We start from the raw sequence: 19,682 nt of genomic DNA, 5'->3' as shown, positions 1-19,682 counted from the left end.
TTTCACTCTCCAATCTGAATAGTCATACACACTCTGGTATTCCATGTCATATCTCCATAACGTTGAGCAATGGCTTGATAATGTCGTCATTGGTTTGAATCTGTGCCCGTTTGCAGCAAAACCGCGCAGAAAGGGACAAATTCGTATTGCAATTTATGAGACGGATTCTCTCGAAACACTGATGGAAAGTATCTATCAGGAGTTAATACGTTTGGATGAGACACCAGTGTGTGATCTTGATACAAGCCTTATCGTTTGCCCTAACGTTTTACAGGATTTTGACGAGTACAATCAGTTTCTTGATATGGTGGATGCCTTAATCAGACAGTGCGACCGGGATGGTATCTATCAGGTTGCCAGTTTTCACCCCGATTATTATTTTTACGGGACTAGACCAGAAGATGCTGAAAACCTGACAAACCGGGCTCCGTACCCCATCTTTCACCTCATTCGTGAAGATAGTATGGAAAAAGTGCTGGCTCACTATCCTGATCCTGAAGGAATACCTGAGCGCAATATTGAAAAAATGAATGCATTATCCGAGAAAGACATTCGCCGTCTTTTCCCGTTTTTATTTAGCAAAGCCTAAATGATAACCATGCAGGGCTTATTAATTTCATACCTCTGACCTATGAATCAAAAGAACTCATTGACCAACCTTATCGAGTGTAAACATTCAAATGTGTTGGGATTAAGCATTAAGTTAGCTATGATATCTCCTTGATAGGGAATATTGTAATGCATACACTCTCATTTTCAGTATTTAGAAACGCCAAAATGCGTTTCGCTCTGCCTTTGGCCCTTGTGGCAGGCACTTTTGCGGCTCATAGCGACATCGTTGCTATCATGTCGCAACACGTTGATGTTTTGCTACTGCTTCCCTACATATTGCTGAGTCTGGTAATGATGTTGTGTCAGCCATTCAACCAAAGTAAAACTGGAATCAGCGCAATGCTGATGCTACTTGCCTACTATCTGATTCAGCAAAACCTGCAGGCGCCACTTTCTCAGTCGCAAACCGGGGTAACATATATTTTACTGGCAGTACTGCTGCCGCTTAACCTGTTCCAACTTCACTTTATTCCTGAAAGGCGGCTTTTCTCGCGCTTTGGTTTGATCTACCTCAGCGTGCTGGGCCTGCAGCTTTGCTGGGGCTGGTTACTGATCAATCATGTAAACCCTGAACATTATAACGCCACCTGGCAGATGTATTTTTATACCATCGGTGAGTATTCACCGTTACCTCTGCTCTTAATAATCATGATTGTTGCCCTGGCTTGTGCCAGCGCTTCTATTATTCTGAAAAGAAATCAAGGCTATGATCAGGCCACCTTCATCTGTCTGCTGTTTACCGGGCTAACGCTATTTCAGTTCCAGCAGCCCTATATTTCCAGTGTTGCCTTTACAGCCGCTTCCAGTTTGCTTTTACTGAATCTGATTTCCTGTTCGCATGAATTGGCTTTCATTGATCCGCTGACGGGCATACCCGGACGCCGGGCAATGGAAACTGAGTTAAAGCACCTTGGCCGCACATACACACTGGCAATGCTGGATGTCGATCACTTCAAGAAATTCAATGATAAATTCGGCCATAAGACGGGTGATGATGTACTGCGTTTAGTTGCCCAGCTACTCCTTAATATCAATATCAAAGCGGATGTGTACCGTTATGGTGGCGAAGAGTTCACCATCTTAATTAAGGGAAAAACCAAAAATCAGTGTCTTGATGCGCTTGAAGAATTACGCGAAGCCATAGCAAGCTACCCTATGCACATCAGAGATTTCGAAAAGCGACCTTCTGATGATGAAGACGGTAAGCGAAAACGCGGAAAGAGCAAGCAATCCGAAGTGGTACAAATTACCGTCAGTATTGGTGTTGCAGACAGCCTGGAAGACTCCAGAACCGCTAACGTTTTAAAAGTGGCAGACAAAGCACTGTATAAAGCTAAGCAAAACGGCCGAAATCAGGTTGTGTAACACACCTGTCGCTCGCAATCTGTTTAAAAGCGTAACAGCCTTATCGTATTGATAAGGCTGTTACATTTCTTTCTGTCCAGTGACTATTTATAACCGCCGACAACCATAGGCAATACCTGCTTTAATTTGACTTGATTTCTGTGCACCGCTTCTGCAGGCAGCGGCAGAAAACCATGCTTTTCAATTATTGACTGGTTTTCCTGGTCAAGCGTTAAGTCAACCAGCACCTGCTGCTCACTTGTCAGCCCTTGCTGCTTGGGTGGGATGTTCAACGACAGAAAATAGACATTTGCCAATGGATAACGCCCCGACAGCACGGTTTCCGGATCTATGGTGAAGGCTTTGCCTCTGTCATCCAAAATTGCAATCCGTTTCAGCTCATCAGGCAGCTCGGGTAATACCGAGTAACCAATCGCATTGATATCACTGCGAATCTTATCATTCATTTCATCATGGCTGCGGAGAAACTGTGTAGCCAGATATTGCTCACTGCCGCAGTCCACCAGCTTAGAAAAGTTTAAATGCGTGTCCAGTTCACCCGAGACAGCATAAGGAACAGCCTCAGAAAAGTCGTCATTCTGATGATCTGGCAGCTGACGCCAGTCCAGCTTCTGAGGTGTATCCTGGCAACCAAAAATCTGTTTCAGCTGTCCCATCGACATGGCTCTTACGGGGTTATCTTTATTAACAAGAATAGAAACCGCATCGTAGGTAAAAAATATCTGTACTGGACGATAACCGAATGCGTTCTCAAACAAGGCTATTTCGCTATCCAGCCATTTGCGGGAGCTGATACCCAGACGGGCTTCATCGGCGATCATGGCTGCCTGAATATCGCCTTTCTCAATCAATTGAACGGGGGTATTTTGCGCATTGGCCAGTTCTTTGACCATTACATTCAGCTCTTTTTCAACGGCTACCGCAGCTTGCACTGAACCGGTGGCCAGCATGATCCCCGCTGCAAGCAGGGTGTGTGTCATCAATCGCATGGTGTGATTTATCCTGTCACTGAGTTTGCTCGGAACTGAAAATTGTCCAAGCCGGCTTCACTGCCATTTCCTGCTTAGTAACAACAGCAATAGTGCGGCGTTTACGTACTTTTAAAAACTGGGTCAGCGACGTTATCTGCGTATATCGCTGCTCAGAAATACGTTCCGGGGCAATACCGTTCAGCACCAGTGCATCTTTGATGACACCTGTACGCCTTTGTGCCAACGCATCATTATATTCATCGGTACCTTCCGGGCTGGTGTCCCCCACTAAAATCACTTTGGCTTCGTGATTGTCATTCATGATAGTCAAAAGCTCATCAAATGAGTCTGACTGATCCAACCGAATATGGTCATCATCAAAGTTAAAGTACACAGATAAAACATCTAATTTTTCAAACACCTGCCAAGAAGCACAGCCATGCTCATCAACCTGGGCGCCCCGGAGAGTGTCTAAACAGATATCTCTTTGATTGATCACACCATCCTGATCGGCATCACGCAGGTCATCAATCTGATGACGTGTTGTTGCCGTATCCGGCATGTCAGCACAGGCAGACAGTATTAATAAAGACAGGGTGATCAATCCAATCTGACTATGTCTCATCCTTGTTTCTCCTTCTCTGTCTGCCATTCTTCAGGGTGTTCTACACGCAATGCATAAGTCAGAATCCCCATAGCATTGAACATTCGGTAAGCAGCCAGGGTGTGATCGTATGACGCATTCACGTAGTTCTTTCTGGCAAGAAAGACTTCCACTTTTGCATCAAGTACATCAAGCAGGCTGCGACGTCCGACGTTGAACTGCTGCACATAGCCATCCTCTGCTGCTTTGGCCGCATCGACGTTCTGTTGCAACAATTGCTTCTGAGTCGCCAGCATGTTGTAGGCATTCCATGCCAGTGTTGTACCTTCCCGTACCTGGCGTTCAGCTCTTAACCGGATTGATCTGGCTTGCTCTGCCCGCCATGCTGCCGACTCGATGCGGGCATTGGTACTTCCCCCGTTAAACAAGTCATAATCTAAAGTGAGCATGACACGAGCATCTTCCTCCGGCCCTTCTACGCCCCCGATATTTTCATTTTTATTACCATAAGCCTCCAGTTTCAGCTCAGGGTAATAACCCCCTTTTTCGCGCCTGACTTCTTCGCGGGCCGCTTTGATATCAAGAATGGCAGCCTGTATTTCCGGGTGATTTTCAACAGCCTGGTTAATCGCTATGTCCAGATCGGGAGGCAATAAGCTGTAATCAAATACAGGCGTGACTAACTCTTTAGTTGGCAGCCCGACCAATCGCATAAACTGCGCTTCCTGATCGTACAGATTGTTTTGGGCAGAAATTTGCGTGGATTTTGCCGTTGCCACACGGGCTGCGATTTGAGCCAGATCCGAGTTACTGCTCAGCCCTTTGTTTTTCCTGTCAAGAATATTGTTATAAATGGTTTCATGGTCGATAACATTCCGTTTGCTTAACTCAAGAATTTGTTGCGACTTCAGATATTCGAGATAGACCCGCACGACATCCAGTGCAACATTTTCGGCGTCGGCAATCAGTGTTAATCGTTCAGATTCAGCCTCATAACCCAGCCGGTCAATATTGGCGGACGTTTTCAAGCCATCGAAAATCAGCTGTGACACTTTCACGCCCACTTCAGTACGTGTCAGCCCCCTGTCATCCGGCGCAATTTTATTCCCGCTGCTGTAGCGGGTTTCTTCATAACCGGCCGCGGCGTAAAGGTTAACCTGGGGTAAATAAAAGCCTTGGGCTTCGTCCTGATCTCTGACGACAGACTGGAATCTGGCATATTGCCCCAGTACGTCCGGGCTGTAATCAATTGCTGCAGCGACCGACTCTTCAAGAGAAAGCGCATAAGCTGAGGATATTCCCATCGGAGTCAAACCAAGCATACAACTCATCAAAAGTAGTTTGGATCGCATTACCTATCCTGTCCTTGTTGTTATTAGGGTTCACGCAGAGCAACTTCTTTCGCTCTTAACAAAGGTTTGAGCCAGTAACTCAAAACAGTTTTCTGTCCGGTCAGTATGTCCACAACGGTCTGCATGCCGGGAATGATGGTGAAGGGCTGAACTTCTTCGTTCGCATCAAGCTGAATATGCGCCCGGTAATAGGCATCCCCTTCTTCCGTTTGCAATGCATCCGCACTGACATAGATCACTTTTCCTTTCTTGCCGCCATAGATAACAAAGTCATACGCGGAGAACTTTACCGTTGCTTCGAGACCCACATGAACAAAAGCGATATCCTGAGGCGAAATTTTGGTCTCGACAATCAAACTACTGTTATAAGGCACCAATTCCATAATGGGTTCACCCGGACGAACAACGCCGCCAATCGAGCGGATAAGCACATCTTTTACTGTGCCCTCCACTGGGGATAAAATTTGTGTCCTTTTCAGTTGATCGGCCAACACCTGCTGGCTTTCATTCAACTGGGCCAGTTTGGCTGCAACTTCGTTTAACTGGCCTTGTGCCTTGGAGCGAAAATCAAATGCAATGCCCCGAAAATCGACAATCGCTTCGGAATAGGTTGCTTTCTGTTTTTGTGCCAAAGTGTTGGCACTGGCCAAATCCCCGATCAGTTTCACATAGTCGCGTCGCAATTTAAGCAGTTCGACTTCAGCCACAGCACCGCTTGCTACGACATCTCTAAGCATTGAGATCTCTTTTTCGACGATTTCCAAACTGCGTTTGAGTGTCTCAATGGTATTTTGCGTGTCCTGGTAGGCCTGATCCTGTTGATCGATGCGCAACTTGGCTTGTTCCAATTCGGAGGCAAGCTGCTCTAACCGCTCAGCATAATTGGCTCTGGCATTCAGCTCCGCAGGTATCGCCGGGTCAACCGCCAGTGGCTGCATGTCAATCGTAACCTGGTGGTGCCAGTCTGCCGCCCTGGCATTGACCTTTACACTGTGCAGCTCGGCCTTAAGCCGTTTCTCCTGCGCCAGCAAGCTCTGTACCTGCTGGCCAGCCTCCTGATAGGCCGCGCGAAAGCGGGTATCGTCCAGTATCATTAAAGGCTGCCCTTTGCTCACCCGGTCGCCCTGATTCACTAACACCTGCCTGATAATTCCGCCTTCGAGGCTTTGTATCTTTTGTACCGACAAGGTAGGGACAACTTTACCTTCACCCACCACAACTTCATCCAGCCTGGCCCAACTGGCCCAAATCAGGGTTGCCGCACACAACGCCACACATAACCAGATCAACTTACGGGAGCGGTAAGCCTGCCGATTGTTAGACCACATGATCTGACTACTCATGCTGGCCTCCTTTAACTATGCTGACCGAGCGAATTCGGCTGGTTTGCCTGCCTTCCTGATGTGACAGGATGTCCTGAGGCTTACCATCGGCCACCAGCTTGCCTTTATCCAGCACCAATATCCGATCACAGAGCGACAAAAATGACGACTGATGCGAGCAGATGACAATCGAAGTATCCCTCGGCAAGCCTTGTATACTTTGGAAAAGCTGAGTGGTTGCCTGTTTATCCAAACCTGTGGTGGGTTCATCCATCAGCAACAGGGAAGAATGACGATAAAATGCCCTTGCGATAGCCACAGCCTGCTTCTGACCGCCAGAAAGATGTCGCCCGTTTTCACCTACCTGGGTTTCCAGGCCGTGTATCAAACGTGGCATGTAGGCATTTAATCCGGATAGCTCAATCGCATTCGCCAGACGGCTTTCATCAATGACGTCATTACCAAACGTGATGTTTTCGTAAACAGTACCAAAGATGAATCCTGGCGTTTGCCCGACCCAGCCGACAGCATTCCGTACTACACTGGGTGGCCACAAATTGGCATCCAACTGCTCATAGTACATTTGCCCGTGCGTCGGTTGCAGTTGCCTGGCGATCAGCGCCATCAGTGTGGATTTACCTGAGCCTGCGTTACCAATAATACCGATCCGCTCGCCGCCTTTTACGCTGAATGTAATATTTTCCAGTACGTCCAGCTCTGAATCCGGATACCGAAAGCTCACATTATCCAGTGCAAAACTGCCTTTATATTCACCGCGATCTATCACCTGATGAGGCGTCTCTTCCTGTGGTAACGCCATGATCTGATTCAGGCCATCGATGGCTGAACGGGTTTGCTGATAACGCAGGAGCAGCATAGATAACTGATTGACCGATCCTGCCGCTCGTCCGCTTAACATCACAATGGCAATTAACCCGCCCATGCTGAGGTGACCTTCCGCAATCTGATACACACCCAGTGCAATCAAAAATACGGTAACCAGTTGCTGACTGCTCATAATGGAATGCGATACCAGATTTGAATAATATCTCGACTGGGTCTGCCATTCCGACAGTGCAACAACCGTCTGTTCCCAGCGTTTTTGTACCAGCCCCTCGGCATTATTCTGTTTGATTTCCGTCAGAGTACTCAGGCTGTCAAACAGCTGCGCCTGACGCTGAGTTGAGTAACGGCCCGATTCCGTAAACGTGTCGGCTATTTTGTTTTTCATCACGGCGCTTAATAACAGCAAACCCAGCATGACTGTGACCGGGACAAACATCATCGCCCCGCCCAGCCAGCCAATAAGCAACAAAAACAGGGCGGTAAAAGGCAGGTCGATCAGCGCAACCAGTGTGATCGACGTAAAGAAGTCTTTTACGCTGTCAAACTCCTGGATCTGGCGGGCAAACGCTCCCACCGACTGCGGCCTGTGCTCCAGTTGCATACCCAGGACTCGCTGAAACAACTGCGCCGATAATTTGTTATCCAGATACCGGCTGGCCATATCTGTAACTGAGCTTCGGGCGCTACGCAGCAACCAGTCAAAAACAATCACCACCAGCACACCAACAGACAGCACCCAGAGTGTGTTAAATGCCTGATTAGGAACAACCCTGTCATACACATTCATAGTGAACAGCGGCATGACCAGAGCAAGCAAATTGATGACAATCGATGCCACAAACATATCCCTGTACCAGGGCCGCACTTCCCTGATAACGGCACGAAACCAATGCATCTGTCTGGCTGGCTTGACATCGTCTACCCGACTGTCGCTTTGCGGCACTGCAGATACCTGCCAGATTTCCGGCTGAATCATTTGCAACAGCTGAGTGTCTGACCATAACTGATCTTCAATACTTTGCCCCGGCAAGTGCACCCTGTACTGCCCTTGCTCTTTCGCAACCAGAATCATTGGCTGGCCCGTTAACGAAACAGCAACAGCAGGCAAGGTCGCTTGCCCTAATTGGCGTTTGTCTATCGCACCACTTTCCAGTTGCACCTGTGCGGCCGCCCGTATAAACAGCTCAGCCGTCAGCTGGCCTTGCTCCAATGGCAGGCCCGCTGTCACTTTCAGGGGGTGACAACGAAGGCCGTAATGACAGCAGAACCAGATGATCGTTTCCAGCCACTCATCTTTACCCGGTTTTTCAGACATTTTCATGCTCAGCTATTTACGATTAAGTTTTGATCATCAATCATTTTCTGGAGCAATTCTGCTTCAGACACACCCGATGCATTACCACCATACAGATCATCACGGGAAACGTTATCCAGCACTATGATTTGCTCTATCTGGCTTTCATCCGGTTTTACCTGAATTTCGATACCCGATGCGCTTTGCGTGAAATCAATGACAGTATCTGCCGCCACGCCGTCGGTGATGTTCAGACCAGCCAATATGCCACTTAAATCAATGGCATCGCTGTCGGCAGAATAATCAAAGTTAATGACAGTGTCGGTTGAGGGAATACCGGCTGTACCGCCATCCATAACAAAACGATCAGCTTCACTGGTTGCGGTCAAAGTGTTATCGCCGGGGGCAACCAGGCTGACCTGAATGCTCTGCGGCATACCGGTTGCGGTATCGCCACCCAGAGTTGCTGAAGGGGTTATCGACAGCTCAAAATCGCTGCTGCCGCTGTAGCCACCGGAAATACTCAATCCGGCCACATCGCTCTGATCAATAATCCAGTCGCTGCCCTGCCTGGTGCCAGCCGATAACGTCAGGCCGTCCGGTAATCCGGAAATGGTCAGTGTTCCTTCCTCATTGCCGGCGGGATTAATCAGCGACAAAGACAATCCAAGCGGTATCTGACCATCGGCTTCAGCAATAATACTGGGGTACTCAACAGTTAAAACCGGCTCATCAACAACCGGCGTTATCGAGATCACCATGTCTTCTGCGGTCTCGGGGCCGACATCTGTTACCGGATTGCCCAGCACCTGATTGTTATCAACCGTCGAGGCCGTCAAAGTGATGTTCAGATCACCAAATGCGTCACCGGCATAAAGCTCAAAGCTGTCTACCTGATTGGCCTGGACAATCAAAGTCGCTTGCATACTGCCATCGGCATTGACAGTGAAGCGAGCGAAAAGATCGCCGACTTTGATGCGATCAAGCCCAATCAGGGCGGTTGGGTCAGAGTCCGCATTTACAGTGACTGTCAACGAAATGAACTCATCACTGTTGGTTTCAGTGCTGGTTATATTAACCGGGACAGTAATCGGATCGCCTTCACTACCTGACAGGGTATCAGGCACGCCAAAGAACTGGGCATGATCACCAACCGGATTGACGCCAACGGTAAAATCTTCAGTGGTAAATTTCACATCTGTGGTGCCGATCTCTTGGGTCATCGCCTCCAGCGACAGTGGTAAATCACCACTGAAATCCTGCGGCGGTAAGATATAGATATTCGCCAACTGATCAGGCTGCACCTGCCAGGCCATTGTCGGTGTGCCGTTAAATGTGCCTCCGTCATAGCCATTGTTTGGTAATAGCACGTACTCTTCGCCCTGTTTCAGCACCAGTACCGCGCCATCAGGCACGCCCTTAATTGACAGGGACAAGGTCTCGGAACCATCGGTATCAATGAGAGATGCACTGATATTAGACAGCGCGATATAGCTGTCTTCGTCACCAACAACATCCTCTGCCGTCAGTTGGGCCAAGTCGGTAACGGGGGCAACGTTAATCGTGATCGTGGCAGACTTGTCTGCGGTATCTGTGACAGCCACGCCCGTTGCTTCGTCTGTGATGTTCGCGGTCGCGGTTATCGTGATGTCACCACTGAAATGAGCAGGCGGAACTAAGGTGATTTCATCAAGCCGGGCTGGATCACTGATCACCCATACGCCATTGCCCTGATAAGCTAACAGTCCCGGATCATCGGCAACCAGTTCACAGTCAGCGGGCAGGGTCAGTGTCAGTGTATTGACCGTTTCCTTCCCTTCAGCGGGGATCCCCTCTCCCTCTATGCTCTGGCCAGTTTCAATACTGTCTCCCAGGATAAGGGCCAGATTGATATCCGTTGCGACATCTTCCTGGATGCTGGTGACATCTGCGGTAAGCGTAATATCATCGACAACCGGCTCAACAACTATGTTGACCTGTTGATTGGTCGTGACACTGTCACCGTTACAGCCCGAGGTTTCGATCACTGCAACATTCAGAACCAGATTGCCCGCCCAGTCTTCATCCAGTCCCACCACCTGCAGCGTTGATAAACCTTCCGGCGGAATGCTGTAACCCATCACATTGCCTTGGTTATCGTATTCAGTGATCACTCCCTGCCCCTGAATTGTCACGCCTTCAGGTAAGCTTGAGGCATCAATGAAGAAGGAGAGCTCATTATCCGGATCGCTGGCAACATCCGGATTGAGTAAACCGGAAAGATCAATCGGTTCACCTTCTTTGGTATGAACCGGCTCGTTGTTATCCCGAATATCGTCCGGTGGCCCGACAGGATCACAGGTGCCGCCGCCTGAATGACCCGTTATTTGTATATTCAATGAGGTATCAATAAATCGCGCATCTTGATCGTCGATGACACGGGCACTGACAATGATTTCGACCACGTCTGTATCTGAGGCACTGGATATTGTGGCCTGCTGGAGCAGCATAGCTGCCTGCTCCCTGACGGAGTCGCTGGTCAGCCCTGTGGCGGGGATCACCCAGTTCCCCTCGGCATCCTGTGTCGCCCCGTTGGGATGCTCAACAATAAAGTTATAACCGGGAGGCATCTTGATCAGGATATAATCCAGGTATTCGGAACCATCCAGATCCGCATCGACAAACCAGACCGAATCTGACAAATCTATTGGCCCGCCATCTGTGCTTTCAAGCACTTCTGTCGTTGATTCCAGATGCGTATCCAACTCAACCCGACCATGAAACTGAACATCCACTTGTGCCTGAATCCATTTGACGTCTGTATCTGAGGCATTATCAGGTGAGGTGTCCGTGACCTGATAAGACACCGGTAGCGTAAAGATACCACTCAAATCTTCCGAAGCACGAACAGTCATCCGGCCACTTTGGATCAGTTCGGCCAGGGTCGCGTCCGGGTCAAGCGTGCTGATATCCAGCCCGCCTTCCGGTACCTGAATTTCTACACCGTCAAAGAAGAACGTCAGTTGATCAGGAAGGGAATCAATCTTGTATCCCGTCAGTGTTTCACTGCCATCCGCATCCTGACCGGGAACAGGCAAAACGGCAAAACTGGCGGCTCTGTCCTCTATACCGTCAGCGGTGAATATTGTGCCATCCTGTTCATCAACCACAGGAGAAACGCTAATATCAACCCCCAGATTGAACGTGTCAGAGTCGCCATCCGGTTCTGTTGAAACCACCAAAATATCCAGGTGGATATCACCGCTGAAATCCTGCGGCGCCTTGAGGTAGGTATTCTGTAATTGTTCACTGGATATCTGGTACTGGATACCGGTGTCAGGGTCGACATTGGCAATTGGCAACACAACGGGATTACCCGCACTGTCAACCAGGGTAAAACCATCAGGCAGATTGGTTAACAGCAAATTCAGCACTTCAGACTGATCATCGTCCGACGTACTGATAATGAAATCGAGAGGAATAAGGCTATCTTCGGCAAACGACTGGGTGCCCGTGATCACCTGTGTGCCAGTATCAAACTGCCAGTGTCCCTGCCCGCCATCTGTTACATCCGGGGTATCCACCACACCTTTGAGTTCAATCGTAATGGTTTGGGTATCGCTCTCTGCCGTCTGATTAATCGGATCCAGCCCATCCGCCGAGGACTCAGTGGCAATTGCCGTCACTTTGATGGACAGCGATTCCGTCACAGAGCTGATATCCTGCTTCGGAATTAATCTTATCTGGCCTGCCGCCACTTCATCCGCGGATACCATATAGACACCCGGCGACATTTCCTGCGCCGTACCACCTTCGATCAACCAGCCGTCCTGCACTTCAATGCGGTAAGAGAGTGTTTCTGAGCCGTCTTTATCTGTTAACTGACCCGTAATAATGTTATTCAGGTTAATAGCCTGATCTTCAAGCCCTTTATAATCCTGAACAGATAATTTAGGGACATCAGCATCCGGACTGACATTGACCGTGACTTCATGAGTAATCTGTGCTGTTTTATCACTGCTGTCAGCAAACACATTGCCGCTCTCAGCTGCAATGGCAATAACGGTGAAGGTGAAAACACCTGCCAGGTTGGCGTCGGTACGTATTGTCATTTGTGACAACTGCGCCTGTGTATAGGCTTTCCCTTCCTGAACCACACTGCCGTTCAGCATCAGGGTAATGCCGTCAGGAATGTCACTCAGTTTGTAGCTCAGATTTTCTGAGCCGTCCTGATCCACCAGATTGGCTGTGATGTCTACATTGACTACATTGGGGTCATCTTCTACCAGGGCATAGGCAAAAGTGGACTCCGCCCATTCCGGGGCATCCGCGACAGGTAAGACGGAAACATCAAGGGTGCCATCGATCAACTTATCCCCATTCGTTGTGCTTATCACAGCACTGACATCAAGCGAGATTGTCGTTGTCGTATTCGACTGATTCTGTGGTGGGATATACGTCAGGCTACCATTAGGAAACACAGTCACTTCGCCGGGAAGACTGCTCAGTTGGTCGCCCGTCAATGTGACATAACCATTTTCTGCCGTTAGTGCCTGACCATTGAGATACAAGGTGCCACCCTGTAACGACGCCTCACTGATTTGAATTGATGCTACCCGCTCGCCCTGATCGTTATCGCCTGGGGTTACGAAGATATGCAGAGAGCCAGTCTGGGTATCTTCCAGCGTTTCAGTATTCAATGTTCTTATACTGCCGGCATTATCGCCAAGGATCAGGTTTGCGGTATTGGTTGCTTCATCGCCGTCGTTATCACGAACCACATAAGTCAGATCATCAATTACAGTTGGATCTGTCTGCACCGAGCCCTTTGTGGTCAGATCCAGCCGGCCATCTTTGTACAAACGAAATGAGCCATAGGTTTCATTATTCTCAGTGTTGACCAAATCGACATCGAAATAATCCACACCCGCGGTCTCGAAGTTATATTCAACACCGTTATAGATAAAACGGTTCAGCTCTCCGCCATCCGCGCCCATGCGAACATCGCTAAGCAGATTGGTCGAAAAGATTTCCCCCTCAACCAGTTCCAGCGTACTGTCGGTGCTTTCCGGCACAGCATCCTGCACATTCACGGTAAGCGTCACGCTGGCTGACGTGTCGCCATCCATATCAACGGCATGGACGTCAAAGTTGAGCGGCAGGTTGTTTTCACCGTTACCCGTCGGGTGATCCAGTGAAGAAACCAACACAAACTCCGTTGTACCATCGGTGTTGAGTTTGAGCCTGAATACCTCGTCACCCGATGTCTGAGTTTTAGCGATATACCAGCCATTGGCATCTTTATCACTCAGTAACACAGCCTCGCCGCCACTCTGATAGCCCAAGGCATTAAATGCATCCACATCCGGTACAATTTCAGCGATGTCGTCACTGCCTTTAGCGACTGATATCACAGGGGTTGTTGAAGAAACGCCATCTTCTGTGCCATCACCCAGCAACCCATCTTCATCCACAGAGATGGAGCCTGCCACAGACAACACCGGATCTTTGCCGTCAAACACGGTCACTGTCGTGTCTGCTTGCTGCTCTGTTCCATCACTGTCTGTGACTACCACAGGTAAATTCAGCTCAAGCTGAGTATCTTCCAGGCCAGAGTTGCCGTGGTCGACAGGCTGATGCAGGGTGAAGTTAAGATCAACATTGGCCACTGTACCTGAAGCAACAGAGATTGTTTCAGGCAAGGAAACCGTAAACACGCTTTGGCCATTTGGCAGAACGGCATCGTAACTGCCATCGCCGTTGTCGCGCCAGATCAGGGCTTCATGATTATGGGTGACGGGCTGGCCGTTACTGTCCATTACAGGATCGCCATTGCTCAGCTGAAGGCCAATTTTGATAATCGGATCTTTGTTCGCAGTGACAGTGAGCGAGACTGTCGCGTCTGCATCAAGTGCCGCTTCAACCTTAGGTAATTCTGTAACTGATATGGCCCCGGAAGTAATGCCACCGGACTGGCTGTCATTAACATTAATGGGAAGGGTTAATGTTGAACTGTCACCGTCATCGTCAATCGTCGTCACGACAAGAGGCAGCGCAGTATCTCCGTTGAGCTGATCGATGGCTTTTTTCAGCGTAAAGTCATAAGTCACTGTGGCGTCAGCTTCCGGCTGATAGCTTCCCAATTGAACAGTAAAGACTTCTTCACCACCGGCCCAGGCTGTCAACAGACTGCCATCGGCTGAAAGCGTGTAGGTAATCGGCTCTCCACCGCTGCTTAATTCCGGTTGATCAGCAAGATTAAATGCCAGGCTCTGAATGGCATCACTGCCGACAGTGAGATTGAAACTGCCCTGCCCGGTAACATCCCCGGATTCCAGATCATCTTCATTGAGGTTGACACCTGACACAGAGGTCAGCTGAGGATCAGCACCATCTTTTAACGTCCAGACAAATTCACCGGCAGGAATCGTCGTGCCGTCCGAGTCTTCACCGAGAATGATCACCGGCAGACTGATGGCATCATTCGACGACGTATGATTAATCGGCCGTGCCAGCGTCAGCTGAATATTGCCTTCAATATCACTGCCAACCACTTTGCCTGACATTGTCATACTGAGTACGATCTCGCCCTCAGCCGTGGTCCCGGTGATCACCCGGCCATCGTTGCTTAAGGTAAACTGGACAAGTTGATTACCTGTACCAGTCGTCAATTGAAGCGCATTTAATGATGCTAACGTCGCCGGGTCGAAAGCAAACGTCGCTGTAGCGGGATCATCAGAACCGGCAATAAACTGAATGCTGCCGTCAAAAGACTGGGGGCTGTCTGACACTTTGCCTTCAGTGGCCGTCGCGGCATCATCGCTTATCGATCCTGCAGCGCCGTCATGGACATTGATGACGACATCTGCAATGTCGTAATCTATATCGCTGTCACCGGCCAGATAAGAAAACCGCACAGCCTGTTCCTGACTGTTATCCAGGTTACGATCTGCCTCTAATGTCCACCGACCATCACTGAATATCGTCAGCACACCCTGTGCGGTCGTAAATACAGCACTTCCACCAACAGGAATTGCTGCATCCTGCATCACGTTATCGCCATCAAAATCGTGACGGATGAAACGCACCACCAGCCCTTTATCCAGGTCATAGTCATTATCAAGGATATTGCCTGAACTCAGCGAGGCTTCAACAACATCAAAAGAGTCATCCGTCGCAACAGGCTCTGAATCGAGAATATAGGTGACAACAGGTGCGAGCACGGTTTCTGTGGTGCCGTCCGCATCATGCTGTGTGCCTTCTATCATGATGGCCGTTTGGGTGGTGTCGGTACCAATCCCCTGATCGATGGGCGCATACAAAGTAACGGTTATCCCATCGCCTGCTCCGTTAATCACGGCACTTAGTATCAATTTGCCATCGCTGCGAATGACGTTCAGGCTCTGACCATCAGCAGACAATTCTGCACTGGCTGACAAGCCATTTGACGTCAGCGCATTGAGGTAGGGTTGATCCGCATGAATACTGAACTCAGCAAATTGAATATTAATCTCTGACACCGCTTCGGATGTGCCATCACCATTTGGACCTAATTCAGATTCTTCCAGCACGACACTGCCAGGCAGCACCAGTGTCGGCATATCATCGATTGCCTGGTTGCCAGCCAGATCGGTCACGCTGGCATCCATCGTCCAGGTTGCCTGTGCGTTCAGCGAGCTGATATCTATATTTTCAATCAGCCATCTGCCATCAGCCGCGACCTGACCGGTAAGCAACACACTGTTCGCCCCATCAGAGACAGTCACTGTGACGGCCTGGCCTTCTTCGGCCCCTGTAGTCGTCCCTTGTAGCGAGGTCAGGTTGCCGCCCTTGAAGTTGTAAATACCCAGACCGTCAAGCGTGTCTATGTCTATAGTCACCTGAGTATCAATAACCACTGTGTTATCTGTCGCAGTGGCCGGGTTACCGGCTAGATCGCTGGTGGCTACCGTGACACTCAGCGGGCCGTCAGCCAGCGCTGACAAATCTTGCGTGGTTTCCCAGATGCCCTGGTTAACAATGGCGGTGAAGCTTTGCGACACATTATTACTATCGGTAACGACTATGGTCACCGTCTGACCATCTTCAACATGAGTTGCAGCGCCTGACAAACGCGTGGCTGGCAGTTCTGACGGATTCAGAAAACCATCAGAACCACTGTCTACATTAACCGTAATAGTCGCCTGGGTATCTTTGATGATGGTGTCTGTGTTGGTGGCCGGGTTGCCTGCGATGTCTGTGGTGTCCGCCTGTACCGTCAGTTCGCCGTCTGACAAGCCGCTGAGATCCAGATCCGGCAGGCTCCAGGCTCCGCCGGATACCGTGGTTTGAGCGGTCACTGTGTCGCCATTGATGTCTGTGATGGTGACGAACACCGTCTGGCCGTCTTCGACATTATCGACTGTGCCTGTGATATCGCTGACGGGAGCTTCAAACTGATTGAGGAAATTATCGCCCTGCCCGTCGATATCCACTGTGACGGCGGCCAGTGTGTCTTTTATCACCGAGGCTGCTGATGTGGCCGGGTTGCCTGCCAGGTCCGTGGTGTCGGCTTTGACTGTCAGTTCACCTTCGGCCAGTGACGAGATATCGCCGTTGATGGTCCATTTGCCATCAACGACAGTCGTTTCCAGCTCCACCACCTTTCCTGACGAATCCGTGACGGTAATGTGCACAGTCTGGCCGTCTTCCACATTGGACACCGTACCGCCAGCCCAACTCGACTCGGACTCTTGCTTATTCAGATAGTTATCACCATGGCTTACTATCTCAACCGAAATGGCCGCCTGTGTATCTTTGACGATAGTATCGGTATTCGCGGCCGGGTTACCTGCGATATCCGTGGTTTCTGCCAGCACCGTCAGCTCGCCGTCCGCCAGGCTGCTGAGATCCAGATCGTCGACAGACCAGACACCCCCCGAGACTGTGGTGTCTTTGGTGACAGTGTCACCGTTAACATCAGTCACAGTGACAGACACAATCTGGCCGTCTTCTACGTTGTCGACCGTACCGGACAGATCACTGACAGGGGCTTCAGCCGCATTGAGGAAGTCATCCCCTTTGCCGTCTATGGTAACTGTGAGGCCCGCCTGTGTGTCTTTGAGGATGGTATCTGTGTTTGAGGCCGGGTTGCCTGCTAGGTCTGTGGTTTCCGCCAGAACCGTCAGCTCGCCGTCTGCCAGGCTGCTGAGATCCAGATCGTCGACAGACCAGACGCCTGCAGAAACAGTGGCTTCTGTTGTCACAGTCGCACCATGAATGTCTGTGATGGTGACAGTGACACTCTGGCCGTTCTCAACACCTGTGACTGTGCCTGTGATATCAGAAACAGAAACTTCGGCTTTGTTGAGATAGTTATCGCCTTTGCCGTCAATATCTACCGTGATGGCCGCCTGCGTATCTTTCACAATACTTGTGATGCTGGAAGCCGGGTTACCCGCCACATCCACGGTCTCGACTTTAATGGTCAGCTCACCGTCCGCCAGTGACGACACATCGCCGTTCACCACCCACTTGCCGTCCACCACAGTCGTCTGCGTCTGAACAGTCAGCCCGTTGATATCAGTGGCCGATACCGTCACTGTCTGGCCGTCTTCAACATTGGTTACAGTACCACCGGCCCAGCTGGAGACTGATTCAGCCTGGTTGATAACGTTATCACCATTACCGAACACCCCGACAGTCACAGCGGCCTGGGTATCTTTAATGATGGTGTCTGTGTTGGTGGCCGGGTTGCCCGCGATGTCTGTGGTGTCCGCCTGTACCCTCAGTTCGCCGTCTGACAAGCCGCTGAAATCCAGATCCGGCAGGCTCCAGGCTCCGCCGGCTACCGTGCTTTGAGCGGTCACTGTATCGCCATTGATGTCTGTAATGGTGACGAACACCGTCTGGCCGTCTTCGACATTATCGACTGTGCCTGTGATATCGCTGACGGGAACTTCAAACTGATTGAGGAAATTATCACCCTGCCCGTCGATATCCACTGTGACGGCGGCCTGAGTATCTTTGATAATGGTGTCCGTACTGATCGCCGGATTACCTGCAATATCCGTGGTTTCTGCCGTTACTGTTACCTCACCGTCCGCCAACGACGAGATATCACCAGTTGCGAGCCACTTGCCGTTGATGACTTGGGTTTCAACCTGAATGCTTGTACCGGCTGAATCCGTCACAGTGACATAGACAGACTGCCCGTTTTCTACATGAGTAACGGTTCCGCCAGCCCAGCTTGACAGAGACTCTTCTTTATTGAGGTATTCATCACCATTACCAAATACACCCACAGTGATAGCAGCTTGAGTATCTTTGATGATGGTGTCTGTGCCAGAGGCCGGGTTGCCCGCCACATCTTTGGTGACAGCACTAACGGTTAACTGGCCATCAGACAGTGATGACAGATCCAGTTGCTCCAGTACAACCTGGCCACCTGAAACGATACCGTCATAAACCAGAGTGTTACCCGAAGAATCAGAAATGACGACTTTTACGGCCTGCCCATCTTCGACATGAGTCAGCAGTAGTGTGACTTTGGTTTGATCATGACTGATTTCGGACAGATTGAGATAATTATCGCCGTTGCCGTCTATGTCCACGCAGAGCTCGGCCAGTGTGTCTTTAATGGTGGCATCCGTCGCATCAACGCTATTATCCAGTACGTCTGTAGCAATGGCATAAACGTTCAGTGGCCCTTCGGCAAGGCCGCTCAAATCAACATTATCAATCTCGTACCTTTCATCCCTGACTTTTGCTGTCAGCGACACTGTTTGTCCGTTTACATCAGTGACAGTCACGGAAATGGTCCAGCCGTCCCGGATTTCAAAGGCATCACCGCTGATCGTTACCGAAGGCACTTCAAATCGATTTTCATAGCCATCACCACCGTCATCGATCTGTACCGTCAGTCTGGCTTCTGCGCTAAGCAGATTGAGTACACCGTCAGGCGGAGAATTCGTTTCAGCCCGGTACGAAGTCGGCTGGGTGTTGAAGCCGGCTTCCGGCAACACTTCAGGTAAATCTGGCGAGATATAAGTAACAAAGCCTGCGCTGTCGCTGGAGAGATCCTGGCTATCGTCTGAAGAGGTCGATGTTGATGATGCAGGGGTATCAATGTCAGAAGCTGCCGGAACCGACGATGAGGAGTCTTGCTCGCCAACTTGTACGGCTTGCTCAAGCTGAGCGGTATCTTCTACCAGCGTGATGGCTGGATCCATGTGCTCATCCGGAGCCAGTCTTTGCCAGCTTCCGTCTGGCATCACTTTCCAGATGACCCCCTCAATCTCAATATAAAATATTGGATCCATTGCCTGCTCCCTGCACTTCGAACACTGATTAACCCGT

At 50.0% G+C, this 19,682-nt stretch carries 8 protein-coding genes; 2 read left to right on the top strand and 6 right to left on the bottom strand.

Translation table 11 applies throughout. The features are described from left to right. The first annotated feature begins 43 nt into the window (after positions 1-43). Together L6J37_RS10640 and L6J37_RS10635 are read left to right on the top strand one after the other, a co-directional pair. Positions 44-589: a DUF1415 domain-containing protein gene (locus tag L6J37_RS10640; protein ID WP_192013562.1), complete on the top strand. Its 546-nt coding sequence runs from the start codon at positions 44-46 to the stop codon at positions 587-589. A gap of 149 nt (positions 590-738) precedes the next feature. Then, positions 739-1,977: a GGDEF domain-containing protein gene (locus L6J37_RS10635; RefSeq protein ID WP_192013560.1), complete on the top strand. Its 1,239-nt coding sequence runs from the start codon at positions 739-741 to the stop codon at positions 1,975-1,977. A gap of 83 nt (positions 1,978-2,060) precedes the next feature. Here L6J37_RS10635 and L6J37_RS10630 read toward each other — a convergent pair whose 3' ends face one another. From L6J37_RS10630 to L6J37_RS10605, 6 genes are read right to left on the bottom strand one after another with little or no spacing between them, the layout of a single operon-like run. Further along, positions 2,061-2,966 (bottom strand): PstS family phosphate ABC transporter substrate-binding protein, encoded by a 906-nt coding sequence (locus tag L6J37_RS10630; protein WP_237795029.1) that lies wholly within the window; start codon positions 2,964-2,966, stop codon positions 2,061-2,063. A 16-nt stretch (positions 2,967-2,982) separates the two neighbouring features. Next, complete coding sequence (locus tag L6J37_RS10625) at positions 2,983-3,573, bottom strand: OmpA family protein (RefSeq protein ID WP_192013556.1); 591 nt, start codon at positions 3,571-3,573, stop codon at positions 2,983-2,985. After that, positions 3,570-4,904, bottom strand: a complete 1,335-nt coding sequence (locus L6J37_RS10620) for a TolC family outer membrane protein (protein WP_237795028.1) — start codon at positions 4,902-4,904, stop codon at positions 3,570-3,572. The genes L6J37_RS10625 and L6J37_RS10620 overlap by 4 nt, the downstream gene beginning before the upstream one ends. Positions 4,905-4,927: 23 nt before the next feature. Then, a complete protein-coding gene (locus L6J37_RS10615) occupies positions 4,928-6,247 on the bottom strand; it encodes an HlyD family type I secretion periplasmic adaptor subunit (RefSeq protein WP_237795027.1) in 1,320 nt (439 codons plus the stop codon). Then, a complete protein-coding gene (locus L6J37_RS10610) occupies positions 6,240-8,387 on the bottom strand; it encodes a type I secretion system permease/ATPase (protein ID WP_237795096.1) in 2,148 nt (715 codons plus the stop codon). The genes L6J37_RS10615 and L6J37_RS10610 overlap by 8 nt, the downstream gene beginning before the upstream one ends. An 8-nt stretch (positions 8,388-8,395) precedes the next feature. Continuing rightward, complete coding sequence (locus tag L6J37_RS10605) at positions 8,396-19,645, bottom strand: T1SS-143 repeat domain-containing protein (RefSeq protein ID WP_237795026.1); 11,250 nt, start codon at positions 19,643-19,645, stop codon at positions 8,396-8,398. Positions 19,646-19,682: the final 37 nt, after the last annotated feature.

This window comes from Photobacterium sp. WH77 (genome assembly GCF_022014395.1).
Classification (GTDB): domain Bacteria; phylum Pseudomonadota; class Gammaproteobacteria; order Enterobacterales; family Vibrionaceae; genus Photobacterium; species Photobacterium arenosum.
The sequence above is the reverse complement of the archived record's forward strand: the minus strand, read 5'-3'. Positions and strand labels throughout refer to the sequence as shown.